General features: G+C 71.5%; 21 protein-coding genes and 1 tRNA gene. 9 read left to right on the top strand and 13 right to left on the bottom strand.

Going from position 1 to position 23,991, the window contains the following annotated elements; all coding sequences use genetic code 11:
* Positions 1-252 precede the first annotated feature (252 nt).
* Positions 253-2,022 (bottom strand): SDR family oxidoreductase, encoded by a 1,770-nt coding sequence (locus tag ABZV42_RS06330; protein ID WP_356051002.1) that lies wholly within the window; start codon positions 2,020-2,022, stop codon positions 253-255.
* Positions 2,019-2,861, bottom strand: coding sequence for a M24 family metallopeptidase (locus ABZV42_RS06335; protein ID WP_356051003.1), 843 nt, complete (start codon positions 2,859-2,861; stop codon positions 2,019-2,021). The genes ABZV42_RS06330 and ABZV42_RS06335 overlap by 4 nt, the downstream gene beginning before the upstream one ends.
* 256 nt (positions 2,862-3,117) lie before the next feature.
* Here ABZV42_RS06335 and ABZV42_RS06340 point away from each other — a divergent pair, with 256 nt between their 5' ends.
* The 6 genes from ABZV42_RS06340 to ABZV42_RS06365 all read left to right on the top strand — a co-directional run bounded on the left by ABZV42_RS06340 (position 3,118) and on the right by ABZV42_RS06365 (position 7,380).
* The gene (locus ABZV42_RS06340; RefSeq protein WP_355983598.1) at positions 3,118-4,080 is read left to right on the top strand and encodes an ABC transporter ATP-binding protein; all 963 of its coding nucleotides are present in this window, start codon (positions 3,118-3,120) and stop codon (positions 4,078-4,080) included.
* Positions 4,070-4,975 (top strand): ABC transporter permease, encoded by a 906-nt coding sequence (locus tag ABZV42_RS06345; RefSeq protein ID WP_355983535.1) that lies wholly within the window; start codon positions 4,070-4,072, stop codon positions 4,973-4,975. Before ABZV42_RS06340 ends, ABZV42_RS06345 begins: the two co-directional genes overlap by 11 nt.
* Positions 4,972-5,883: an ABC transporter ATP-binding protein gene (locus tag ABZV42_RS06350; RefSeq protein WP_355983534.1), complete on the top strand. Its 912-nt coding sequence runs from the start codon at positions 4,972-4,974 to the stop codon at positions 5,881-5,883. The genes ABZV42_RS06345 and ABZV42_RS06350 overlap by 4 nt, the downstream gene beginning before the upstream one ends.
* Positions 5,884-5,893: 10 nt before the next feature.
* Positions 5,894-6,613: an ABC transporter permease gene (locus ABZV42_RS06355; protein WP_355983533.1), complete on the top strand. Its 720-nt coding sequence runs from the start codon at positions 5,894-5,896 to the stop codon at positions 6,611-6,613.
* A gap of 131 nt (positions 6,614-6,744) precedes the next feature.
* Positions 6,745-7,032 carry a hypothetical protein gene (locus ABZV42_RS06360; protein WP_356051004.1) on the top strand — a complete coding sequence of 96 codons (288 nt, stop codon included), beginning with the start codon at positions 6,745-6,747 and terminating at the stop codon, positions 7,030-7,032.
* A 261-nt stretch (positions 7,033-7,293) separates the two neighbouring features.
* Positions 7,294-7,380 (top strand) — tRNA-Ser (locus ABZV42_RS06365).
* 30 nt (positions 7,381-7,410) lie between these two features.
* Here ABZV42_RS06365 and ABZV42_RS06370 read toward each other — a convergent pair.
* The 9 genes from ABZV42_RS06370 to ABZV42_RS06410 all read right to left on the bottom strand — a co-directional run bounded on the left by ABZV42_RS06370 (position 7,411) and on the right by ABZV42_RS06410 (position 17,730).
* Complete coding sequence (locus tag ABZV42_RS06370; protein ID WP_355983531.1) at positions 7,411-8,265, bottom strand: Cof-type HAD-IIB family hydrolase; 855 nt, start codon at positions 8,263-8,265, stop codon at positions 7,411-7,413.
* The gene (gene serS / locus ABZV42_RS06375; RefSeq protein ID WP_355983530.1) at positions 8,262-9,539 is read right to left on the bottom strand and encodes a serine--tRNA ligase; all 1,278 of its coding nucleotides are present in this window, start codon (positions 9,537-9,539) and stop codon (positions 8,262-8,264) included. The genes ABZV42_RS06370 and serS overlap by 4 nt, the downstream gene beginning before the upstream one ends.
* Before the next feature lie 571 nt (positions 9,540-10,110).
* Positions 10,111-11,046: a prephenate dehydratase gene (gene pheA / locus ABZV42_RS06380; RefSeq protein ID WP_356051005.1), complete on the bottom strand. Its 936-nt coding sequence runs from the start codon at positions 11,044-11,046 to the stop codon at positions 10,111-10,113.
* A 195-nt stretch (positions 11,047-11,241) separates the two neighbouring features.
* Positions 11,242-12,561 carry an iron uptake transporter deferrochelatase/peroxidase subunit gene (gene efeB, locus ABZV42_RS06385; protein WP_355983528.1) on the bottom strand — a complete coding sequence of 440 codons (1,320 nt, stop codon included), beginning with the start codon at positions 12,559-12,561 and terminating at the stop codon, positions 11,242-11,244.
* Positions 12,562-12,569: 8 nt separating this feature from the next.
* Positions 12,570-14,585 (bottom strand): copper resistance protein CopC, encoded by a 2,016-nt coding sequence (locus tag ABZV42_RS06390; protein ID WP_356051006.1) that lies wholly within the window; start codon positions 14,583-14,585, stop codon positions 12,570-12,572.
* Positions 14,586-14,598: 13 nt separating this feature from the next.
* A complete protein-coding gene (locus ABZV42_RS06395; RefSeq protein WP_355983597.1) occupies positions 14,599-15,030 on the bottom strand; it encodes a copper chaperone PCu(A)C in 432 nt (143 codons plus the stop codon).
* A gap of 50 nt (positions 15,031-15,080) precedes the next feature.
* Positions 15,081-15,734: an SCO family protein gene (locus ABZV42_RS06400; RefSeq protein WP_356051007.1), complete on the bottom strand. Its 654-nt coding sequence runs from the start codon at positions 15,732-15,734 to the stop codon at positions 15,081-15,083.
* 185 nt (positions 15,735-15,919) lie between these two features.
* Complete coding sequence (locus tag ABZV42_RS06405) at positions 15,920-16,660, bottom strand: YcnI family protein (protein ID WP_356051008.1); 741 nt, start codon at positions 16,658-16,660, stop codon at positions 15,920-15,922.
* 221 nt (positions 16,661-16,881) lie between these two features.
* Positions 16,882-17,730: a hypothetical protein gene (locus ABZV42_RS06410; RefSeq protein ID WP_356051009.1), complete on the bottom strand. Its 849-nt coding sequence runs from the start codon at positions 17,728-17,730 to the stop codon at positions 16,882-16,884.
* A 251-nt stretch (positions 17,731-17,981) separates the two neighbouring features.
* Between ABZV42_RS06410 and ABZV42_RS06415 the strand changes: the two genes are divergently transcribed.
* Together ABZV42_RS06415 and ABZV42_RS06420 are read left to right on the top strand one after the other, a co-directional pair.
* On the top strand, positions 17,982-18,437 hold the full coding sequence (locus tag ABZV42_RS06415) for an ATP-binding protein (protein WP_355983523.1): 456 nt from the start codon (positions 17,982-17,984) through the stop codon (positions 18,435-18,437).
* Positions 18,438-18,591: 154 nt separating this feature from the next.
* A complete protein-coding gene (locus tag ABZV42_RS06420) occupies positions 18,592-19,416 on the top strand; it encodes a triphosphoribosyl-dephospho-CoA synthase (RefSeq protein ID WP_355983522.1) in 825 nt (274 codons plus the stop codon).
* Positions 19,417-19,709: 293 nt separating this feature from the next.
* Here the strand turns inward: ABZV42_RS06420 and ABZV42_RS06425 are convergent, their stop codons facing one another.
* On the bottom strand, positions 19,710-21,197 hold the full coding sequence (locus ABZV42_RS06425) for an aminopeptidase P family protein (protein ID WP_355983521.1): 1,488 nt from the start codon (positions 21,195-21,197) through the stop codon (positions 19,710-19,712).
* A 99-nt stretch (positions 21,198-21,296) separates the two neighbouring features.
* A complete protein-coding gene (locus ABZV42_RS06430) occupies positions 21,297-22,808 on the bottom strand; it encodes a PP2C family protein-serine/threonine phosphatase (protein ID WP_356051010.1) in 1,512 nt (503 codons plus the stop codon).
* A gap of 482 nt (positions 22,809-23,290) precedes the next feature.
* Between ABZV42_RS06430 and ABZV42_RS06435 the strand changes: the two genes are divergently transcribed.
* Complete coding sequence (locus tag ABZV42_RS06435; RefSeq protein WP_355983519.1) at positions 23,291-23,956, top strand: bifunctional DNA primase/polymerase; 666 nt, start codon at positions 23,291-23,293, stop codon at positions 23,954-23,956.
* Positions 23,957-23,991: the final 35 nt, after the last annotated feature.

Raw genomic sequence — 23,991 nt, forward strand, 5'->3', positions numbered from 1 at the left:
CCCTCCACGGCCGACCGCGCCGCGGGTGACCTCGCAGGACAACCGACGGCCCGAGCGGTGAACCCTTCCGCGACGGATGGTACGACCGGCGCGGACAGGGCGATATGGCCGCGCCGAACCGCTTGCGCCCTGGCAACAGCCCTTCCCGGAAAGCCCTGTTGCGAGCGGCGGCGGCGTGCCGCGGGCCGGCGGCGGCCCGAGCCGGGGCGGGCGGTTCCGGCGGGCTGTCCGCCGCGTCTGCCGCCCGTTCGCTCACAGGGGCGGCTCCATGCGGGCGATCGCCCGCAGCGCCCTCGGCGCGAAGCGGTGCAGGAGGTGGGCGCCGCGCGCCTCCGGGGTCACCGGAACCACCGCCTCGTCGCGGACGACCGCGCGCAGGATCGCGTCGGCGACCTTCTCCGGCGGATAGTTGCGCAGCCCGTAGAGCCGCGCCGACTTCTTCTGGCGCCGCTTCTCCTCGGCCGCGTCGACCCCGGCGAACCGCGCGGTCGAGGTGATGTTCGTGTTGACGAAGCCGGGGCAGACCGCCGAGACGCCGATGTCCTGTCCGGCCAGCTCCGCGCGCAGACACTCGCTCAGCATCAGTACGGCCGCCTTGGAGGTGCTGTAGGCGGGCAGCGCCTTCGAGGGCTGATACGCCGCCGCCGACGCGATGTTGACGATGTGACCGCCCTGCCCGCGCTCGGCCATCCGCTTCCCGAAGAGCCGGCAGCCGTGGATCACCCCCCACAGATTGACGTCGAGGACTTTCCTCCAGTCCTCCGTCGTCGTGTCGAAGAAGGAACCGGAGAGTCCGATCCCGGCGTTGTTCACCAGCACGTCCACCACGCCGTACTCGGTGGAGACCTTGTCGGCGAGCTTCTCCATGGCCTGCTCGTCGCTGACGTCGGCCGTCTCCGCCCAGGCCGCGGGCGAGCCGATCAGCAGGGACATCTGCGCCGTGCGGGCTGCGGCCTCCGCGTCCCGGTCGACGGCCACCACCCGCGCACCGGCCTCGGCGAACGCGAACGCGGTGGCCCGCCCGATGCCGCTGCCGGCGCCGGTGACCAGCACGAGCTGCCCGCCGAACCGGTCCGCGTGCTTTCCGGAGGCCACCGGCCCGGGCGCCGGCACTCCGGTCTCCCGGCCCTCGTTGGCCGTCACGAACTCCGATATCCAGGCGGCCAATCGGTCGGGACGGGTCCGTGGGACCCAGTGCTTGGCGGGCAGCGTGCGGCGCACAGAATCGGGGGCCCACTTCTCCAGTTCGTCGTAGAGCCGCTCGGAGAGAAAGGCGTCGTCCAGGGGCGTGATGAGCTGCACGGGCGCGTGCGCGTACGCGTCCTCGCGGGGGCGGCCGAGCCGCGACCGTACGTTGTCGCGGTAGAGCCACGCGCCGTGCGCGGCGTCGGACGGCAGCGACGGGGTCGGATAGTCACCCGCGGGTACCTTCTCCAGCCGCTGGAGGATCTTCGGCCACCGCTTGCCCAGAGGTCCGCGCCAGGCCAGTTCGGGCAGCACCGGTGTGTGCAGCATGTACACGTACCAGGACTTGGCGCCCTGGCCGAGGAGCTGGCCGATCCTTCGCGGGGTGGGCCGTCGCATCCGCCGCTTGATCCAGTGACCGAAGTGGTCCAGGGACGGACCGGACAGGGAGGTGAAGGACGCGATCCGGCCCTCGGTGCGGGCGACCGTGACGAACTCCCACGACTGCACCGAACCCCAGTCGTGGCCCACGAGATGCACCGCCTCGCCGGGGCTGACCGCGTCGATCACCGCGAGGAAGTCGTCCGTCAGCTTCTCCAGCGTGAACCCGCCGCGCAGGGGCCGCGGCGCCGTCGACCGGCCGTGCCCCCGCACGTCGTACAGCACGACATGGAAGCGGTCCGCGAGCCGCACGGCGACCTCGGACCACACCTCCTTGGAGTCCGGATAACCGTGCACGAGCACCACGGTCGGCTGCCTCGCGTCACCCAGCTCGGCGACACACAGTTCGATCCCGCCCGTCCGTACCCGGCGCTCGCGCGCCCCCACGAGACTCACTCGTCCTCCGCCCAGCGCCGCACGTGCGGCAGATCGTCGTCGAGCCAGAACGCGCTCTGTTCGGGGTCCCGGGAGTCCGTGACGACCAGGAGCTCCTCGAACTTCGCGCCCGTACCCCGGAAACCGAGGTGCGGTTCGACCGCCCACAGCCCCGGCCGGGGAGGGTGGTCGGAGAATGTGTACGGCGACCACAGCGGGGACCAGCCCTCCCGGTGCCCGCGCAGCGCGTCGCTCGCCAGCCCCTTCAGGGATTGGACGCCGAACCCGAACAGATGCGGGGACCAGGGCCGCTCCCGCACCCGGTCCACCTTGTGCGCGATCACGCCGAACGGATACGCGCGGTGCCGGTTGGCACAGCCCTGGCGGACCATCAGGCGGTCGACGTCCTCGTAGATCTCGCGCAGGGGCCGCCGCTCGCGCACCTCGCGCAGGATCAGCTCGCGGTGCGCCTCCAGATCGGCCAGCAGTCTGTCCTGCACGGGGTTCGGCCCGAGCGAGCCCGCGTACCCGATGTCCGCCGTGAAGCCCCGGTGCACCGGCGCCATGTCGAGGATGAAGGGCATCCCCGGCTCCAGCCGGCGGTCGGTGGGAAAGAACTGCAACGGGATCCGGAAACCGGCGAAGGCCGTGCGGTCGCCGAACCAGGCGAACGGCAGATGGAACCAGTCCCGCACCCCGCGCTCACGCAGCCACACCCGCTGCATGCGCGCCGCCTCCCGCTCGGTGACGCCCGGCTTCAGCTGCGCCGCGACCGCCTCCGCGCACTCGTACGCGAGCCGCTGGACCTCTCTGAACCCCCGCAGCTCCGCCGAGAGTTCGCCTGTCATGGCCGTCGTCATGCCACCGCCCCACCTGTCCGCACCGACTGCGGTACGTGCCCGTAACGTGACACTGGCGAATGTGACAGTTGTTAGAGGCTGCGTCAATAGGCCCGTGGTCCGCCTGTGGACAACCGGCGGCGCGGGTCCGGCCGGGCGCCCGGTACCCGTACCTGAGGGTGACCCCTACGGGCCCGTACGCCTGGAGGCTGACGCGGATCCACCTCCGTGGGCTGACGACCCCTGTGGTGTGCGCCACTACCGTCGAAGCGTGACTGTGATCGCGACCGAAAGCCTGAGCAAGCGGTACCCACGGGTGACCGCGCTTGACCGGCTCTCCGTGGACGTCGGGCCCGGTGTGACCGGACTCGTCGGAGCCAATGGAGCCGGCAAGTCCACACTGATCAAGATCCTGCTGGGTCTGTCCCCCGCCACCGAGGGCCGCGCACATGTGCTCGGCCTCGACGTCGCCACCGAGGGCGCCGCCATCCGTGAGCGGGTCGGGTACATGCCCGAGCACGACTGCCTGCCGCCCGACGTCTCGGCCACCGAGTTCGTCGTCCACATGGCGCGGATGTCCGGGCTGCCGCCGGCCGCGGCCCGCGAGCGCACCGCGGACACCCTGCGCCATGTCGGCCTGTACGAGGAGCGCTACCGTCCCATCGGCGGCTACTCGACCGGCATGAAGCAGCGCGTCAAACTCGCGCAGGCCCTCGTCCACGACCCCCGGCTGGTCTTCCTCGACGAGCCGACCAACGGCCTCGACCCGGTCGGCCGCGACGACATGCTCGGACTGATCCGCCGCATCCACACGGACTTCGGCATCTCGGTGCTGGTCACCTCGCACCTCCTGGGCGAACTGGAGCGGACCTGCGACCACGTCGTGGTCGTCGACGGCGGCAAGCTGCTGCGCTCCAGCTCCACCATGGACTTCACCAAGACCACCACCACCCTCGCCGTCGAGGTCACCGACAGCGACGAACACCCGGACGGCACGGGCGCGATGCGCGAGGTGCTCCACGCGCGCGGGATCGAGACCCACGACGGCGGCGGACTGCCGGGCGCCGGACACATCCTGCTGCTCACCGCCGAGAGCGAGGACACGTACGACCTCGTCCGCGACGTGGTCGCCGACCTCGGCCTCGGACTGGTCCGCATGGAACAGCGCAGGCACCACATCGCCGAGGTCTTCACCGAGAGCGACGACCAGCGGAAGGAGGCGGTCGGCCATGGCAGTTGAGAACCCCCTCACCCAGCCGGGTGAGCAGACCCGTATCCACAACATCGGCTACCGCAACTACGACGGCCCGCGACTCGGCCGCGCCTATGCCCGCCGTTCCCTCTACTCGCAGTCCCTGCGCGGCGCCTACGGCCTCGGCCGCTCGGTCAAGTCCAAGGTCCTGCCGATGCTGCTCTTCGTGGTCATGTGCGTCCCCGCGCTGATCATGGTGGCCGTCGCGGTCGCCACCAAGGCGAAGGACCTGCCCGTCGACTACACGCGCTACGCGGTGATCATGCAGGCGGTCATCGGCCTGTACGTCGCCTCCCAGGGCCCCCAGGCGGTCTCACGGGACCTGCGCTTCAAGACCATTCCGCTGTACTTCTCGCGCCCCATAGAGACAGCCGACTACGTGCGCGCCAAGTACGCGGCCCTGGCCTCGGCGCTGTTCGTCCTCACGGCCGCTCCGCTGATCGTGCTCTACGTAGGGGCGCTGCTGGCCAAGCTCGACTTCGCCGACCAGAGCAAGGGTTTCGGACAGGGGCTGCTCTCCGTGGCCCTGCTGTCCCTGCTCTTCGCCGGCATCGCCCTGGTCATCTCGGCGATCACCCCGCGCCGCGGCTTCGGCATCGCCGCCGTCATCGCCGCCCTGACCATCTCCTACGGAGCGGTCTCCACCGTCCAGGCCATCGCCTTCGAGCGGTCCAGCAGCGGAGCCGTCCCGTGGATCGGGCTCTTCTCGCCGATCACGCTCATCGACGGAGTCCAGACGGCCTTCCTGGGCGCCTCCTCCGCCTTCCCCGGCGAGGTGGGCCCCTCGTCCGCGCAGGGCGTCGTCTACCTCGTCGTCGTCCTCGGTCTCATCGCGGGCTGCTATGGCCTCCTGATGCGCCGCTACCGAAAGGCGGGGCTGTGACCACGCTCAGCATCGACCACGTCTCGCGCTGGTTCGGCAACGTGGTGGCGGTCAACGACATCACGATGACGATCGGCCCCGGGGTCACCGGCCTGCTCGGCCCGAACGGCGCCGGCAAGTCCACCCTCATCAACATGATGGGCGGCTTCCTCGCCCCCTCCACGGGCACCGTCACCCTCGACGGCCGCCCGACCTGGCGCAACGAGGACATCTACCGCCACATCGGCATCGTCCCCGAACGTGAGGCGATGTACGACTTCCTCACCGGACGCGAATTCGTCGTCGCCAACGCCGAATTGCACGGCCTCGGTACCAAGGCCGCCGACCGCGCGCTGGCCACCGTCGAGATGGAGTACGCGCAGGACCGCAAGATCTCCACGTACTCCAAGGGCATGCGCCAGCGCGTGAAGATGGCGTCCGCGCTGGTCCACGACCCCTCGCTGCTCCTGCTCGACGAGCCGTTCAACGGCATGGACCCGCGCCAGCGCATGCAGCTCATGGACCTGTTGCGCCGCATGGGCGACGAGGGCCGCACCGTGCTGTTCTCGTCCCACATCCTCGAAGAGGTGGAGCAACTCGCCGCCCACATCGAGGTGATCGTCGCCGGACGGCACGCGGCCAGCGGCGACTTCCGGCGCATCCGCCGGCTGATGACCGACCGCCCGCACCGCTACCTGGTCCGCTCGAGCGACGACCGGGCACTGGCCGCGGCGCTCATCGCGGACCCGTCGACGTCCGGCATCGAAGTAGACCTCGCCGAAGGCGCGTTGCGCGTCCAGGCCGTCGACTTCGGCCGGTTCACCGCCCTGTTGCCGAAGCTCGCGCGCGAGCACGGCATCCGGCTGCTGACCGTGTCGCCGTCCGACGAGTCGCTCGAATCCGTCTTCTCGTATCTCGTCGCGGCGTAGGAGGCCGAAGATGTACGACCCCACAGTCGCCCGGCTCACCTACCGGGGCCTGCTCGGCCGCCGGAGGGCCCTCATCCTCGGCGTCCTGCCCGTCCTGCTCATCGTGATCTCCCTGGCCGTCCGGAGCTTCTCCGGAGCCGACGACCAGGTGGCCTCGGACCTGCTCGGCGGGTTCGCCCTCGCCACCATGGTGCCGATCATCGGCGTCATCGCCGGCACGGGCGCGATCGGGCCCGAGATCGACGACGGCTCGGTGGTGTATCTGCTGGCCAAGCCCCTGAAGCGGCCCACGATCATCTTCACCAAGCTCATCGTCGCGGTCGCCGTCACCATGGCCTTCTCGGCGGTGCCGACCTTCATCGCGGGCATGATCCTGAACGGCAACGGCCAGCAGATCGCCGTCGCCTACACCGTCGCCGCCCTGGTCGCCTCGATCGCCTACGCCGCCATGTTCCTGCTCCTCGGGACCGTGACCCGGCACGCGGTGGTCTTCGGGCTCGTCTACGCGCTCGTCTGGGAGGCCCTGTTCGGGTCCCTGGTGTCCGGCGCGCGCACGCTCAGCGTCCAGCAGTGGGCGCTCGCCGTGGGCCACAAGGTGACCGGCGGTGACCTCGTCACCTCCGACGTGAGCCTGCCGACCGCGACGGTCCTGCTGGTCGTGGTCACCGTCCTCGCCACCTGGTACGCGGGGCAGCGGCTGCGGTCGCTGAAGGTGGCCGGCGAGGAGTGAACGAGGGCTCCCACGCGCGCGGTGTCCGTCACGGGCACCCGCGCGTGGGAGCCCTCTTTTCCTTGACAGCGGCTTCACCCGGGTCCGGGCACACTGGCCGGAACGGGGACGCACGGCCGGGAGGAACGGGGATGACGACCGAGGAACCAGGAGCCGGCGGCAGGGACCAGGCCGGGAACGGCTCCGGTGAGGGGTCCGGGGACGGGCCCGGGGACACGGTGGGGGAGCCGTGGGAGGACCTGGTGCTCGACGAGTACTTCATACGCTCCGCGGAGACGACCGAGCCGTCGGCCCGCGCGCGCATGCTCGCCGCCCGGTGGCGTGAGGGCGGTCCTGATCCGCAGCCCTGGCGCTCCGACGAGCCGCCCGCCGGGTGGTTCTTCGGAAAGGGCCGCCGGCGCAGATGGCGCCGCAAGTGAGCCCCCGCGGACCCGCCCTTTAATCGGTGGCGCCCAAGTCGGCGTACGGGCACAGTGGTTGTGTACACGCCGCCGCGTCGAGCCGGCGCCACGGTCCGGGAGAGGAGCGCGACGATGTTCATCAGGAGCAGTTCGTCGAGCTCCCGACAGGGCAGCCCACGGCGGGTTCCGGAGTAGTTACCCCTCCGTCGAACCCGCTCGCAGGGGGAGTTGCCCGGGGCGGCCGCTTCGAGCGCGCGTCACCGCGCGGGCCGCCCACCCGGAGGATTGGCCGAGTGGGAAGGCACCGGCTTGCTAAGCCGTGGTCGGGGGTGAAACCCCGCGCGCGTTCGATCCGCGCATCCTCCGCACGAGACAGAAGAACCGGCCGGAACCGAGCTACGGCCCCGTCAGCAACCGCTCCAGTACGAGCGCAATCCCGTCCTCCTCGTTCGAGGACGTCACCTCGTCCGCGATCGCCTTGAGATCGTCGTGGGCGTTGGCCATGGCCACCGAGTGGGCCGCCCAGGCGAACATCGGAAGGTCGTTCGGCATGTCGCCGAAGGCGATGGTGCCGGCGGCCTTGACGCCCAGTCGCCTGGCCGCCAGGGACAGCCCCGTCGCCTTGGAGAGGCCGAGCGGGAGCAGCTCCACGACTCCGGGGCCCGCCATCGTGACGCCGACGAGTCCGCCCGCGACCTTCACGGCCACGGCCGCGAGCTCGTCGTCGGAGAGCGTCGGATGCTGGACGTACACCTTGTTCAGAGGGGCCGACCAGAGGTCCGCCGCGTCCTTGATCGGTACGACCGGCAGCGCGCCCTCCAGCCTGCGGTAGCCAGGACCCACCAGCACGTCGCCGTCGAGCCCGTCGCGGCTCGCGGCCAGCAGCAGCGGCCCGACCTCCGCCTCGATCTTGGCGAGCGCGAGACCGGCCAGCTGCCGGTCCAGCGTCACCGACGTGAGCAGCCGGTGCTCCCCCGCGTCGTAGACCTGCGCGCCCTGACCGCAGACCGCGAGACCGCGGTAGCCGAGCTCGTCGAGGATGTGCCGCGTCCAGGGCACCGCGCGCCCGGTGACGACGATGTGGGCCGCGCCCGCCTCGGTCACCGCGGCCAGCGCGTCACGCGTACGCGCCGAGACCGTCTCGTCGGAACGCAGCAGCGTCCCGTCGAGATCGGTCGCGACGAGCCGGTACGGGAACGTCCCGGGCGCGGTGGCCCCGGACGCTCCCGCCGAACCGGTGGTGCTGGTCACTTGGAGATCGGCTCCAGAACCTCACGGCCGCCCAGGTAGGGCCGCAGCAGCTCGGGGACCCGGACCGAACCGTCGGCGAGCTGGTGGTTCTCCAGGATCGCGACGATGGTGCGCGGGACGGCGCACAGCGTGCCGTTCAGGGTGGCGAGCGGCTGGACCTTCTTGCCGTCGCGCATACGGACGGACAGGCGGCGGGCCTGGAAGCTGTCGCAGTTGGAGGCCGAGGTCAGCTCGCGGTACTTGCCCTGGGTCGGGATCCACGCCTCGCAGTCGAACTTGCGGGACGCCGAGGCGCCCAGGTCGCCGCTGGCCACGTCGATCACCTGGAAGGGCAGCTCGAGGCCGGTGAGCCACTGCTTCTCCCAGTCGAGGAGCCGCTTGTGCTCGTTCTCGGCGTCCGCCGGGTCGACGTACGAGAACATCTCGACCTTGTCGAACTGGTGCACGCGGAAGATGCCGCGGGTGTCCTTGCCGTACGTGCCCGCCTCGCGGCGGAAGCACGGCGAGAAGCCGGCGTAGCGCATCGGCAGCTTGTCGGCGTCGAGGATCTCGTCCATGTGGTACGCGGCGAGGGGGACCTCGGAGGTGCCGACCAGGTAGTAGTCGTCCTTCTCCAGGTGGTACACGTTCTCCGCGGCCTGGCCGAGGAATCCGGTGCCCTCCATGGCGCGCGGGCGGACCAGGGCCGGGGTCAGCATCGGCGTGAAGCCGGCCTCGGTGGCCTGGGCGATCGCGGCGTTGACGAGGGCGAGCTCCAGGAGCGCGCCGACGCCGGTCAGGTAGTAGAAGCGGGAGCCGGAGACCTTGGCGCCGCGCTCGACGTCGATGGCGCCCAGGGACTCGCCGAGTTCCAGGTGGTCCTTGGGCTCGAAGCCCTCGGCGGCGAAGTCGCGGATGATCCCGTGCGTCTCCAGGACGACGAAGTCCTCCTCGCCGCCGACCGGGACGTCGGGGTGCACCAGGTTGCCGAGCCGGAGCAGGAGCCGCTTGGTCTCCTCGTCCGCCTCGTTCTGTTCGGCCTCGGCGGCCTTGACGTCGGTCTTGAGCTGCTCGGCCTTCTTCAGCAGCTCGGCGCGCTCGTCCGGGGACGCCTTGGGGATCAGTTTGCCGAGCGACTTCTGCTCGGAACGCAGCTCGTCGAAGCGGACGCCGGACGACCTGCGCCGCTCGTCGGCGGAGACGAGGGAGTCGACGAGCGCGACATCCTCTCCACGGGCGCGCTGGGAGGCGCGAACACGGTCGGGGTCCTCACGAAGCAGGCGAAGGTCAATCACCCTCCAAGGCTACCGGTGCCCGCTTCCCGTCAACGACCCGATATTCCAGAGAGTGAGGGCTGTCACGGTATGAGTGAAATGCCGGACCGGATCTCTTGATCACCGAACGACGTCAAGGAAAAGGGGCCTACTCCCTGAAACGGGGCAGACGGCGCTTTGTCGGTTGACCGGATTTCCTTGCGCGGGGCGGGACTTGCGGGCCGGGTTGTCCACAGGGGGCGGGCCCCGCCGCTAGTTATCCACAGGCTGTGTGGAAGATCTGTGGATGTCGGAATTGATCATTCCGATCCCTCTTCGTCGGCTGAGGAATTCCCGGTCCAAACCCTCTGTACAGCCACTTTCGGGTGTAAACGATTCGCTCTATAGGGTTGATCAATGGAAAAGGGTAGACGAAGAGGGACGCGTAGGGGTGTGGACGGACTTGGGTCGAGTAGCCGATTTGTCGATGATGTAGTGCTTCGTTGTCGACTTGTCCCCAGGTCGAGAAGCATGCCTGTGGATAACTTTGTGGATGACGGAAATCAGCAGGCGGGACCTGCGGGAAACGCTGGGACGGGCGTGGATCCGCCGCTCAGAACCGGCCGTCGGCGCAGCGGGCCAGCCAGTCCGAGGCCACGGAGAACTCGTCGTCCGACGTACCGGGCCGCAGCGGCCGTACGTTTTCCAGGGCGACACCGGCCCGCGGATAGGAACCGAGGAAGCGCACCTGGGGGCAGATCCGCTTGAGGCCCATCAACGCCTCGCCCACGCGACGGTCCGTGATGTGGCCCTCGGCGTCGACCGAGAAGCAGTAATTGCCGATGCCGCGGCCGGTCGGACGGGATTCGATCCGCATCAGGTTGACGCCGCGGACGGCGAATTCCTGGAGCAGTTCGAGCAGCGCTCCGGGGTGGTCGTCGCCGAGCCAGATGACCAAGGACGTCTTGTCGGCGCCGGTGGGCGCGGCGGGCCGGGCCGGGCGGCCGACCAGCACGAAGCGGGTCTCGGCGTTCGCCGCGTCGTGGATCTCGGTCACCAGCGGTTCGAGGCCGTACGTGGACGCGGCGAACTCGCCCGCGAAGGCCGCGTCGAAACGGCCCTCCTGGACCAGCCGGGCGCCGTCCGCGTTCGACGCCGCCGACTCCCACACGGCGTCCGGCAGCTGCGCGGCCAGCCAGTTGCGCACCTGGGGCTGGGCGACCGGGTGCCCGGTGACGGTCTTGACGTCCTTCAGCGCCGTGCCGGGCCTGACCAGCAGGGCGAAGGCGATCGGCAGCACGACCTCGCGGTAGATCATCAGCGGGTCGCCCTTGGCCAGCTCGTCGAGGGTGGCCGTGACACCGCCCTCGACGGAGTTCTCGATCGGGACGAGCGCGCCCGCGGCCTTGCCGCCGCGTACCGCGTCGAGCGCGGCGGGGACGGACACCATGGGGACCAGTTCCCGCGTCGCGGCCTCGGGAAGCGTGCGAAGGGCGGCCTCGGTGAACGTACCCTCGGGGCCGAGATAGGTGTAGCGCGTCGCCGACATACCGTCACCCTAATGGGCCTCGCCCGAAGCGTCCGACGCCCGCGGACCCCCGGCCCCGAGCCCGATACAGAGGCCGCTACAGAGCCCGATACGGAGCCCGGTACTGCGGTACGGAACGCCGTACGGGCGTCTACGCCGAGCCCGCTCGGACCCGGGCGCCGAGGCTCGTACGAAGCCCGGTCGGACAGCGCCCCCTCACCCCTCCAGCAGCCGCTGCCCCACGTACTCCCCCTCCGCCGCGCCGCCCGGCACCGCGAAGAGGCCGCTCGACTCGTGGCGGATGAACGTCGAGAGCGCGTCGCCGCGGTCGAGCTTGCGCTGGACGGGGACGAAGCCGCGCACCGGGTCGGCCTGCCAGCACACGAAGAGCAGCCCGGCGTCGGGGGTCCCGTCGGTCCCGATGCCGTCGTGGAAGGAGAACGGGCGGCGCAGCATGGCGGCGCCGCCGTTCTGGTCGGGCCTGGTGATGCGGGCGTGCGCGTTGACCGGCACGACCGGATTGCCGTCGGCGTCGGCCCTGTCCAGGTCCATCGTGGTGGTCTCGGTGCCCCCGCTCAGCGGCGCCCCGGTGGACTTCTTCCGCCCGACGACGTCCTCCTGGGCCTTGCCCGAGAGCTTCTCCCAGTCGTCGAGAAGCATCCGGATACGGCGGACCACGGCGTAGGAGCCGTTCCCCATCCACTCCGGGGTGCCGGAGGCGGGGACGAAGATCCGCCGGTCGAAGTCGGGCTCGGACGGCTTCGGATTGCGGGTGCCGTCGATCTGGCCCATCAGGTTGCGGGCGGTCATCGGCCCGGCGGTGGCTCCGGGCGAGCGGTTGAAGCCGTTCATCTGCCAGCGCACTCGCGCGGCGGCGCCGGCGTCCTTCTGGATCGCGCGCAGGGCGTGGAAGGCGACGAGGGCGTCGTTCGCTCCGATCTGCACCCACAGGTCGCCGTCGCTGCGGGCCTTGTCGAGGCGGTCGGAGGAGAAGTCGGGCAGCGGGTCCAGAGCGACCGGGCGCTGCTTCTCCAGGCCCGTACGCGCGAAGAAGCTGTGTCCGAAGCCAAAGGTGACGGTGAGGGACGACGGGCCGGCGTTACGCGCGACATCGGTGTCCTCATGGGCCGCGGCCTCGCCCGCCATCAGCCGCTGGGCGGTCACCGACCAGCGGCGCAGCAGTGCGGCCGCCTCCCTGCGCCCCGCGCCCGCCGTGAGGTCGAAGGCTACGAGGTGGCCGCGCGCCTGGAGCGTGCTGGTGATGCCCGGCTGATGTTTCCCGTGAAACATTGCCATGTCCGCGCCGACGGAGGTCAGCGGGACGGCCGTCACGGGAGAGGGCGCCGCCGCGTACCCCACGGCCGCTCCCGCCGCTCCGAGCGCGAGCCCGGTGGCGCCGGCCGTGCCGAGCAGTCGGCGTCGCGACATGACCCCCTGCGTGGAATCGCCCGACGAGGTGACGCCGGGGGAGGTCTCGGTCGGCGGGCCCTTTCGGGCGGAGGGGGAGGAGGGCCCCGGGGTGGACTGGTCAGCCATGGTCAGGTTCAGCCGATCTGCGCGGTCTTGTTCACGGTGGCCTGGTCGATGTCGGAGGTGCGCACGGTCACCGCGATCTTCCAGTCGCCCGCCATGGGGATCTGTACTCCGCTCGCCGCCCAGTGTCCGGTGGCGACCCGGTCGGGGGCGACGGGCAGCGGGCCGACATTCCGCGCGGTGAGCGTGAAGGCGACCTTCACCTCGGGCACGTCGAAGGCCTTGCCGTTCGGCCGGAGCACGAAGACGTGCATCTGGTTGCCGCCGACGCGGGCCGGGTCGAGGGTGACCTCCACCGTGCCCTTGCCGTCCTGGCCGCCCGTGTCGAACGGCATCTTCAGCGACAGCGGTCCGGAGCGCCGGGAGGCGGACGCGGTGGCCTGCCGGGCCGCCTCGGCCGTGCGTCCCGGTTCGGTGGCCGTGAGCACGGTCGTGACCGCGAGCAGCACGACCGCGACCCCGGCCTCGGCGAGGACCGAGCGCCGCAGGCCCGAGCGGTGCGGGTCGGCTTCGCGGACCCGCTTGTCGCGGGTGGAGTCCATGGCGGCCCGCTGCCGGGCGAGCTGGGCGGCGCGCCGGGAGTCGGCGGGGACCGTGGCGGGTGTCCTCACCTCGGAGCGCTGCTCCACGACGACGGCGGCGGCCTCGGGGACCGTCGCCTCCGCCAGCTGGGCCGTCCAGCGCCGTGAGAACCACGCGATGCCCACGAGGACGGCCACCAGAGCGACCTTCACGAGCAGCAGCTGCCCGTACCCGGTGCCGGTGAGAGCCGACCAGGATCCGAGCTGGCGCCACGACTGGTAGATCCCGGTCGAGACCAGCACGAGGACGGCGCCGAACGCGAAGCGGGAGAACCGGCGCACGGCCGCCGCCTCGATCGGTGCTTCAGCGGGAGCCCGGAACAGGGCCACCACCAGGGTCGACAGACCGCCGAGCCAGACGGCGACGGCCAGCAGGTGCAGGACGTCGACGGGCATCGCGATGCCCGGCTGGAGGCCGGTCGAGGCGTGCTCGGCCATGGCCCAGGTCGCGGCGAGACCGGCCGCGACGACCGCGCCGCCGACGGCGAGCCCGAAGGTGAGGTCGTTCTTCTCCGCGGCCGAACGACCGGCCTCGTCGGCCGGGTCCTCGGCCGGTTCCTGGCCGTGCGTGGCCCGGTCCTCGCCGTCACCGGCGCGGGCCTCCGCGGTCTCGGCCGGTTCGCCGTAACCGTCGTCCGTGCCGTCCGCCCGTTCGTCCTCGTCGCGCCTCGCGTACGCGCCGAACAGCACCGCGATGAACAGCGCCGCCGCGGCGAGCAGCAGCAGCCTCGACACCAGCGCGGCGCCCGACTTGGTCTGGAGCACCTCGCCGAGCAGGGTCATGTCGAAGATGTCGCCGGCCTTGCCGGACCCGACGTACGAACCGCGCAGGAGCAGCAGGGCGAGGGTGGAGGCGGTCAGGGTGAGCCATCCGCCGACCACGAGCCGCTGCACCGGCCGGATGCCCGAGCCCCGCTGCCAGCAGGCCAGGACGAAGGCGGCGCCGCCGACGAGCAGGATGAATCCCGCGTACGAGAAGTAGCGCGCGGTTCCGTAGAGGAAGCCCACCACGCCGCCGCCCACCGCCTGGCCGGACAGCGCGACGGAGGTCTGCGAGGGGGCGCCGACGGAGAAGGTGAAGGCGCCGGAGACGGGGTGGCTGTCCGCCGACACCACCTGATAGGTGACGGTGTACGTGCCGTCGGGCAGCCCCGGGCGCATCTTCAGGCCGTAGGTGTCGCCGCCCAGGTCGCTCGCGCCGCCGGCGTCGACCCGGTCGCCCTTGGGGTCGAGCACCTGGAGCGAGTTGCCGTTCAGCGAGACCTGCTCGGAGAAGGTGAGCGAGACCTGGGTGGGAGCCTGGTCGACCACCGATCCCTGCGTCGGGTTGCTCCCGGTCAGCGCGGCGTGCGCGGAGGCGGGCGCGGCGCCCACGAGGAGCGCGCCGCAGACGGCGAGGAACAGCAGCAGAAGGGTCCTGAAGCGGGGGGCGATGGTCGGTTTCACGGTGAGGCCTCCCTCAGTGTCCGGTCTTCGGGTTGTAGGTCGCCGGCTTCACCGGCATGGAGATCCTGACGGTGCCGGACTTGGCGAAGTGCAGTTTCACGGACACCTTCTCGCCCTGTCCGGGCTTGTGGGTGAGCTTTTCGAACATGAGGTGGTTGCCGCCGCTGGCGAAGTCCAGGGTGCCGTCGGCGGGCACGGCGAAGGACTTCTTCTCCTCCATCGCGCCGTCCACGGTGGCGTGCATGGTCACGTCGTCCGAGAGGTCGCTGGTGACGGAGGTGAGGGTGTCGGCGCCGCCGGAGTTGGTGACGGTGAAGAAGCCCGCCGCCATCGTGGCCATGCCAGGGACGGGCATGTAGGCGCCGGTGACCTCGAGTTCGGGACGGGCCGGGGACGAGGAGGAGCCGTCCGGGCCGCAGCCCGAGAGGGTCCCGGCGGCGGCCATGACCAGGGCGCAGGAGGCGAGGAGCCCCGCGCGGCGGCCCGTACGGCGGCTCACGGGTTCTTCCCCTCGACGATCTTGGGCAGGTCCTTGGTGTAGTCGTCGACGGTGGCGCTCTCGCCGTACAGCACATAGCCCGCGTCGGTCTTCGGGGAGAAGGCGATGACCTGGGTGCCGTGGACGGAGACGGTCTTGCCGTTCTTGTCCTTGGTCGTCGGCTCGATGGTGATGCCGAGCCTGCGGGCGCCGGCCTGGATGGTGGCGAAGTCGCCGGTCAGGCCGATGAAGTCGGGGTCGATGCCCTTGAGCCAGGTGCCGAGCGCGGCGGGTGTGTCGCGGGCCGGGTCGGTGGTGACGAACACGACGCGCAGCTTGTCCTGTTCGGCCTTCGGCAGCTGCTTCCTGGCGACGGCGAGGTTGTTCATCGTCAGGGGGCAGACGTCGGGGCAGTGGGTGTAGCCGAAGTAGACGAGCGTCGGCCTGCCCTTGGTCCGCGCGCGCAGGTCGTACTTCTTGCCGGTCGTGTCGGTGAGCACGAGGTCCGGCTTCTCGAACGGGTTGTCGAGGACCGTGGCGGCCTTGGCGGAGCCGGCCTCGGCGGACACGACGGCGACCGGCTCGGCGCTGTCGTCGCCACTGCCGCAGGCGGAGAGGGCCAGTGCGGCGGCGACGAACAGGGCGGCCGTCGCGTACGTCTTCTTGCGCATAGGAAAATGTCCCAGATGTGAGTGCTCCGGTGGACACCGGGGGTCGGGCGAGGCCGAAGGGCCGGGCGGGACGGGACCGCAAGCGGGTCCGATCCGGTCCGGCCGGTCCGGAGAGCCGCGTCCGCGACCCTCCGGTGCCCACCAGGAGCGGGTGTGTCTCAGTACCTCAGGCGGGTGCCGGCACCTCAGGCGTTCGTACGCCGCCGGCCGGCCAGAACGCCGTACGCCACGCCCGCCAGGCCGACGACGATGCCCGCGGCGCCGAGTACGCGCGCCGTGGTGTCGCTGCCGTCCGCGGCGGCGGCAGCAGCCGTCCCGGTGGTGTGCTCCGCCGTCTCCTCCGTGTGGGAGGCGTCCTTCGCGGCGGTGCCGCCGTGGTGACCCGCCTCGGTCGCGGCCGAGAGCGCGAGCGTCGGAGCCGGGTGCTCGGGCTCGTCCGCGCCCTCCTTCTGCGGCTCGATCCAGCGCACGATCTCCTTGTCGGAGTACGTCTGGACGGCCTTGAAGACGAGGGAGTCGGTGTCCTCGGGCAGTGCGCCGATGGAGAGCGGGAACTTCTGGAAGAAGCCCGGCTCGATGCCCTTGCCGTCGGCGGTCCAGGTGACCTTCGTGACGGCCTCGCTGATCTTCTCGCCGTGCGCGGTGACCGGCTTGTCCAGCTTGGACTTGGTGACCTTCACGGTCCAGCCGTCGAGCGGCTGCGGCATGACGGAGGCCAGCGGGTGGTCGGCCGGGAGGTTCACCTCGACCTGGGTGGTCGAGGCGTTGTCGCGCTCGTTGGGCACCTTGAAGTCGACGACCGTGTAGCCGCCCTTGGCGGCGACCCCCTCGGGCTGCACGCTGACGTGCGCGAACGCGGGGGCGGACAGGGCGAGAACGGCCGTGGCGGCGACGGTGCCGGCGGCGGCGAGACGAGAAACCTTCATGGAAGGAAACACTCCACTTTCATCCGATGACGAAGGGGACGCGTGTGCGCCGAGGTGTCCCGCGCGGGGGGCCGAACGGCGCCCCGGGGAGACCGGCGGGCACGCGCGCGTGCGGCACGACCGCGTCCCTTCGAGAAGGTCCGTGAAGCCCGTCGGATCCCTGAAGTCGAGGACTCCGGGACCGGGGCGTTCCGTGGATCTCCGTGAAGCGGCGCGTCGTGTCAGGCGACGAGGGCGAGCGCGGTGGAGGCGGGCGGCCCGCGCCGGACGACGGTGTGCTGAAGAGCGGTCGTCCGTGGAGCGAGGGGCGCGAGCAGCGCGGTGCGAGGCGTGCGCGCGATCTCGGGCGCCCCGGGAAGTCCCGTACGCAGGGCGCGTACGAGTGTCAGCGCGGCGCGCAAGGACCGTACGAGCGCCGCTTCGGTGACTCCCTGCGCCGACAGGCGCATGAGCCGCAGGAGGGCCAGGTCGCCGTGGCGCAGCACCCATCCGGCGGTGACGGCCGCGAGTACGTGGCCGAGCAGCATCGGCAGGGAGGGCAGCACCGGCATCGCGGTACCCGCGCCGGCGGGCACCGCGTCCGCGGCATGGCGCATGGACGACGTCATGCCCGTCATCCCCGTCATGCCCGTGTCGATCCGCGCGTCGGCGAGGATCTTCATGGCCTGCGTGGGGGTGATCGCCGCCGCGGCCGTACCGCACACCAGGCGGGCGGCCCGGGCCACGAGCGTGGCGTCGGACATCGGCATGCCCGACGCCATCGAGCCCATGGAACCGGTGGCCGTCGCGGAGGCCTGAAGACCGAGTCCGAAGAGTGTGTGCAGCACCGTCTGGCCGAGCGCGAGAAGCGCCACGATGCCCGGCAGCGCGCGCTCGCGGCCCGCCAGCGCCGCGGCGACGGCGAAGACCGCGAGGAATCCGGCGCCCAGTGTCCACAGGGGGGCCGTGGCGCAGGAGGCGATCCCGTGTCCGGCCGCGGCCAGCACGACGCAGACCGCGGCGAACACCGCGGCCCTCAGGGTCCGGAGGCCTGCTCCGGAGCGCGCCGAACGCTGGTGGGGGGCAGTCATGGCCGGCTCATCATCGCACTGGGCGCCCGTGTCTCGTGCGGCAGGTCCGATTGACGGCTTGTGACCGGTCCGTCCGCCGTACGGCGGGCGGCCGAAGGGCCGACGGCCGGCGTCCGATCGCTCGCGCATACACCGCTCCCTCATGTGAGCGCGTCGGCCGTATGGGCGGCATCACGTCGCGTATGCGATTGCGCACGGGTCGTTGCGGCAATACGTAACGGTATGTCGAGCCGCGGCCGGGAGGCTGGAGCATGAGCATCTGGTGGTCACTCCATTTGCGGCGCGAGGCTGCGAGTGTTCCGCTCGCCAGACGTCTGTTGCTCGGCACGATGGAGAGCGCCGGCGTCGACCCGGACATCTCGTACGACCTCTCCGTGGCTCTCACCGAGGCCTGCGCCAACGCCGTCGAGCACGGCGGGGACGACGTGAGGGACCCCTCCTGCGAGGCGTACCGGGTGACGGCCTACCTCGACGGAGACCAGTGCCGTATCGAGGTCGCCGACTTCGGCCCCGGTTTTCCGGCCGGGAACACGCGCACCCTGCTCCGCCAGGCCGGCGAGGACGCGGAGCACGGCCGGGGGCTGTGTCTGATCCGTGAGCTCGCCGACCACGTCCACATCGGCAACAGGCCGGGGCGCGGCGGTGCGGTGGTGAGCTTCGACAAGATCCTCAAGTGGAGGACGGTCCCCTCGCTGCTGCCGGCCTGACGCGCCGCCGGCTTCCCGCGTCCCGGAGTCCACAGCCAGGTGACAGCGTGCGCCCAGGCTCTTGAGGGCTGACGCGGCTAGCTTCGCTTCCCACGCAGCAGGGTTCGGCTCCGGTGCCTTCACCGCCGGCGCCCTCGGGGGAAGGGATACGTCGATGAGCGGCCGCGAGGACGACGAGGCGCTGGCCCGGGCCGCGGTGGCCGCGCTGACCCGGCAACTGGAGCTGACTCCCAAACCCGGGCTGCCCGACCCCCGCGACCTCGGCGCCCGGGCCACCCGCCGGGACCTGTGTTCCCTGCGCTGGTCAGCCAAGGCGCTCACGCCCGGCCTCACGGCCATGGCCGCCGCCGCCCGCCGCACCGGCCGGGCCACGCCCGAACTCCGCGCGGAGCTGGGCTCGATCGGCCGGTGCACCGAGCACTCGGTGGCCCTGACGGGCGGCGGCCACCGGGGCGCCCTGTGGGCTCTGGGGCTGCTGGTCGCCGCGGCGGCTCTGGATCCCGGGGCCCACGGAACCGGGGTCACCGCGACGGCCAAGCGGATCGCGGCGCACGCGGACCGGCGGGCACCGCGGCGGCCCTCCCGCGGCTCGTCCGTCTCGGCGAAGTACGGCGCGGCCGGTGCGCGCGGTGAGGCGCGGGCCGGATTCCCTCACGTGCGTAGGGCGTTGGACGCGCTCGCCGCCGCCCGCTCGGCCCGTGTGCCCGAGCCGTGCGCCCGTCTCGACGCCCTCCTCACCGTCATGTCCACGCTCCAGGACACCGAGTTGCTGTACACGGCCGGTCCCCATGGCCTCCGCCATGTGCAGGCCGGCGCCCGGGGGGTGCTCGAAGCGGGGGGCACGTCGACGGAGGCGGGGCGTTCGGGACTGGCCGCCCTCGACGACGATCTCCACGCCCGCGGGTGGAGCCCCCGGGGCAGCGGTGCCCTGCTCGCGGGCGCGCTGTTCGTGGACACCCTGCCGGTCCCACCAGCCTGACAACCGGCCACCGCACCGGAGGCCACGTCGTCCACGAAGGTCGGCCACCGCACCGGAGGTCCTGGTCCGCAATCGCTCGCCGTCGCGCTGGAGGCCGTCGTCCACGAAGGTCGGCCACCGCACCGGAGGCTGTCGTCCGCGAAGACCCGCCACCGCACCGGAGGCCCAAGTCCGCGAAGGCCCGTCACCGGACGAGCGGGAGTGCGGGGAGGCCGCTCCCGGACGCACCGGTGGCCGGGTACCCCGAAGGGAACCCGGCCACCGGTCTCGTATCAGCCCTCGCGGGCCCAGCATCAGTCCTTGAGGGACGCCATCCAGGCCTCGACCTCGTCGGAGCGGCGCGGCAGGCCGGCCGACAGGTTCCGGTTGCCGTCCTCGGTGACGAGCAGGTCGTCCTCGATGCGGACGCCGATGCCGCGGTATTCCTCGGGCACGGTCAGGTCGTCCGCCTGGAAGTACAGGCCCGGCTCGACCGTCAGGCACATGCCCGGCTCCAGCGTGCCCTCGACATACGTCTCGGTGCGCGCGGCGGCGCAGTCGTGGACGTCCATGCCGAGCATGTGGCCGGTGCCGTGCAGGGTCCAGCGGCGCTGGAGGCCCAGCTCCAGGACGCGCTCGACCGGGCCCTCGAGCAGACCCCACTCGACGAGCCGCTCGGCCAGCACGTGCTGCGCGGCGTCGTGGAAGTCGCGGTACTTGGCGCCCGGCTGGACGGCCGCGATACCGGCCTCCTGGGCGTCGTACACGGCGTCGTAGATCTTCTTCTGGATCTCCGTGTACGTGCCGTTGACCGGCAGCGTCCGGGTGACGTCGGCGGTGTAGAGGGTGTGGGTCTCCACGCCCGCGTCCAGCAACAGCAGATCGCCGGAGCGGACCGGGCCGTCATTGCGGACCCAGTGCAGCGTGCAGGCGTGCGGGCCGGAGGCGCAGATGGAGCCGTAGCCGATGTCGTTGCCCTCGACCCGCGCGCGCAGGAAGAAGGTGCCCTCGATGAAGCGCTCGCTGGTGGCCTCGGCCTTGTCGAGGACCTTCACGACGTCCTCGAAGCCGCGCACGGTGGAGTCGACGGCCTTCTGGAGCTCGCCGGCCTCGAACTCGTCCTTGACCAGCCGTGCCTCGGAGAGGAACACGCGCAGTTCGTCGTCGTGCTCGCGGGTGACCTTGTCGGTCAGCGCGGCCTCGATCGCGGCGTCGTAACCGCGCACGACGCGGACGGGACCGGTGGCCTCCGTCAGCGCGGCCGGCAGTTCGCGGACGTCCGAGGCGGGGATGCCGTACAGCTGCTCGGCCTCGGCCAGGGAGTGGCGGCGGCCGACCCACAGCTCGCCCTGTCCGGACAGCCAGAACTCGCCGTTCTCACGGTTGGAGCGCGGCAGCAGGTAGATCGTCGCCTTGTGGCCCTCGGCGGCGGGCTCCAGCACGAGGACGCCGTCCTCGGTGAGGTTGCCGGTGAGGTACGCGTACTCGACCGAGGCGCGGAAGGGGTATTCCGTGTCGTTCGAGCGGGTCTTCAGGTTGCCCGCCGGGATCACCAGGCGCTCGCCCGGGAAGCGCGCGGACAGGGCGGCGCGGCGGGCCGCGGTGTACCCGGCCTGCGCGACGGGTTCGAGGCCCCGCAGCTCCGTGTCGGCCCAGCCGGACTTCATGCTGTCGGCCAGCTCGTCGGACACGCCCGGGTAGAGGCCGTTCTTGCGCTGCTTGACGGGCTCCTCTTCGCCCGCTTCATCAGCGGCTTCGTCGAGTACGGCTTCCGGGGTCTCCGGGGTGAGCGCCTCCGACACGGTCTGCCTCCTTGATACGACTCTGGACCTCCCCCATCGTACGGTCGTACTGAAGGGGGCCCAGGGCCGGAAGGCCTATTACACCGGGTGAGAGCCCTCTCACTCGAAGCGGGCCGCCAGGAGGACGACGTCCTCGTCGCTGTCCGCCTCGTCGAGGCCGTCCGGCAGCACGCAGCGCAGCACGTGGTCGGCGATCGCGCCCGGATCGTCGCGCAGCGCTCTCGGGACACTGGCCGCCGCCGCATGCAGCCGGGCGAAGGCACGGTCCATCGGGTCGCCGGTGCGGTGCAGCAGGCCGTCGGTGTAGATGAGCACGGTCTCGCCAGGCTCGGCGGTCAGTTCGACGCTCGGCGCCTCCCAGCAGGCGAGCATGCCCAGGGGCGCGGACAGGGAGGTCTCCACGAACTCGGTGCGGCGCGGGCCGATCACCAGGGGCGGGCTGTGTCCGGCGCCGGCGAGCGTGAGCTTGTGCAGGGCCGGTTCGCAGTACGCGAAGAGCGCGGTGGCGGACCGTGCGGGTTCGGTCAGCCGCAGCAGCAGTTCGAGGTCGGAGAGGACGGCGACCGGGTCCTCGCCCTCCATGACGGCGTAGGCGCGCAGGGAGGCCCGCAGCCTGCCCATCGCGGCGACCGCGCTGGGGCCCGAGCCGGTGACGGAGCCGACCGCGAGGCCGAGCGCCGCGTCGGGCAGCGGCAGCGCGTCGTACCAGTCGCCGCCGCCGCGCGGGCCGGTGCGGTGCCGGGCGGCGAGCTGGACGCCGGAGACCCGGGGCAGCCGTGGGGGAAGCAGCTCCTCGGACATCGTCTTCACGCACGTACGCGCGCGTTCGAGCTCCAGCAGCCGAGCCAGGTGCTCCGTGGCATAGCGGGCGTAGAGGCCGACGAGGTGGCGCTGGCGTTCCACCGGCTCGGCGGGTTCGTCGTAGAGCCACACGGCGGCACCGAGACGGCCCGCCGCCTCGGTGGACAGCGGCAGCGCGTAACTGGCGGCGTAGCCGAGGCGGGCGGCGACCTCGCGGTGGCGCGGGTCGAGCCCGTCCTCCGAGAGGAGGTCCGGCTGGGTGATCTCGCCCTCGCCGCCCGGCAGTCCGTCCAGGATCTTCCCGTACGACATGGAGCTGCGCGGCACCGTCTCGATGTGGCCGAGGTCCGCCCGGGCGAGGCCGAGGCCGATCGTGGTGTCGGGTCCGAGTCCGTCGCCGGGTTCAAGGACGACCAGACCGCGCCGGGCGCCCACGAGGGCGGCTCCGGCGCGCAGCAGTTCCTGGAGCGCGTCGCTCAGTGTCGCGGCGCGGGCGAGACGCTCGGTGAGCTCGTGGAGCGTCGTGAGGTCCGAGACCCAGCCCGCGAGTCGATCCTGGAGAGCGGCTCCGGGGCCGGCCGGCGGGACGGCCGGGGAGGTGCCCGTGGGCGCGGGCGCCGGCGCGACAGTGTGTGCGGGCGAGGGAACCGTTGAATCGATTCCGGCCACTTTCGGAAGGTGAGGGGCGTTCATGGCGTCCGGCCTTCCGACCGGTGCGTATTGCTCAATAGCATCGCAAACCCCCATGTCGTTCTGCGCCGCTAGCGGTGTCTCCACATGTACACGTACTCGTGAGGGGATGTCCAGCATTGTCCTGCCGGGATTCCTGGTGTCCGTGCGACCGGTGGTAACCCTTGCGGGAAATCAAAATTGGCCTAAAACTGACTCGGGTAACGGCTGATTGAGGTCGACTGGCCTCGTTCGACGGAGCGTCACAGCGGTCGTGGTGGGTACGTACTCGGTGAAGGTCAGGGGTGGTTGAGATCCGCCCGGAACCTGGCGACGGACCCGGGCGTCTTAACCACCGACGACCGTGCCCCATCCTCCCGTGGCGGAGGCGGCTAGCAATACGCGGGACGTAAAACGCCAGGCGCCGCCACCCCACGCCATGCCCATGCTTTGGATGTACGCGGTATGGGCGCGGACACAGCCACATGCTCGGCCCAGAGGGGTTCCCCTTGTCCCCAGCAGGGGTGTGATGCGCCAGCAGGTACGCACAGTGAAGTGATCGACACATGGTGTGATGTGATCCTCGGTGTTGCCAGGCGTGCAACGGAAAGGAACGAGCGCTCATGCGCGAGATCCTCGGAAGGCGACGCAGGCTCCTGTCCAGGCGGAACGACGGGAAGCCTGAGATGCTCAGCGCGGCCCTGACCTTCGCGGCCGAATGGCGGTGGCCCGTACTCCCGGGTGTGGCGGCCGACCCGCAGGGGCGCGCCCGCTGCGGCTGCCCCGACCCGGAGTGCACGGTGCCGGGCGCCCATCCCTTCGACCCCGGCCTCCTCGCGGCCACCACGGACGAGCGCATGGTGCGCTGGTGGTGGACCAACCGGCCCTCGGCCCCCATCGTGCTGGCCACCGGGGGCGGCGCGCCGTGCGCGGTGAGTCTGCCCGCCCTCGCGGCGGCCCGCGCGCTCGACGCCCTCGACCGCACCGGGATGCGCCTCGGCCCGGTCGTCGCGGCCCCCTCCCGCTGGGCGATCCTCGTCGCCCCGTACTCCATGGAGCAGCTCGGCGAACTGCTCTACGCCAAGGACTTCGTCCCCGGTTCCCTGCGCTTCCACGGCGAGGGCGGCTACATCGCGCTGCCGCCGTCCGAGACGGCCCAGGGGCAGATCCGCTGGGAGCGCGCTCCGCTGCCCGGTTCGGCCGCCCCCTGGGTGCCCGACGTGGAGGCCGTGGTGGATGCCGTCGTCGAGGCACTCACTCGTACGGGTGTGAGCGCGCCCGAGTTGTAAGGGCGTCCGGCGCGCGGCTCGCCGCGCGCCCGCCC

The sequence above is a fragment of the Streptomyces sp. NPDC005281 genome (assembly GCF_040607495.1).
Taxonomy (GTDB): domain Bacteria; phylum Actinomycetota; class Actinomycetes; order Streptomycetales; family Streptomycetaceae; genus Streptomyces.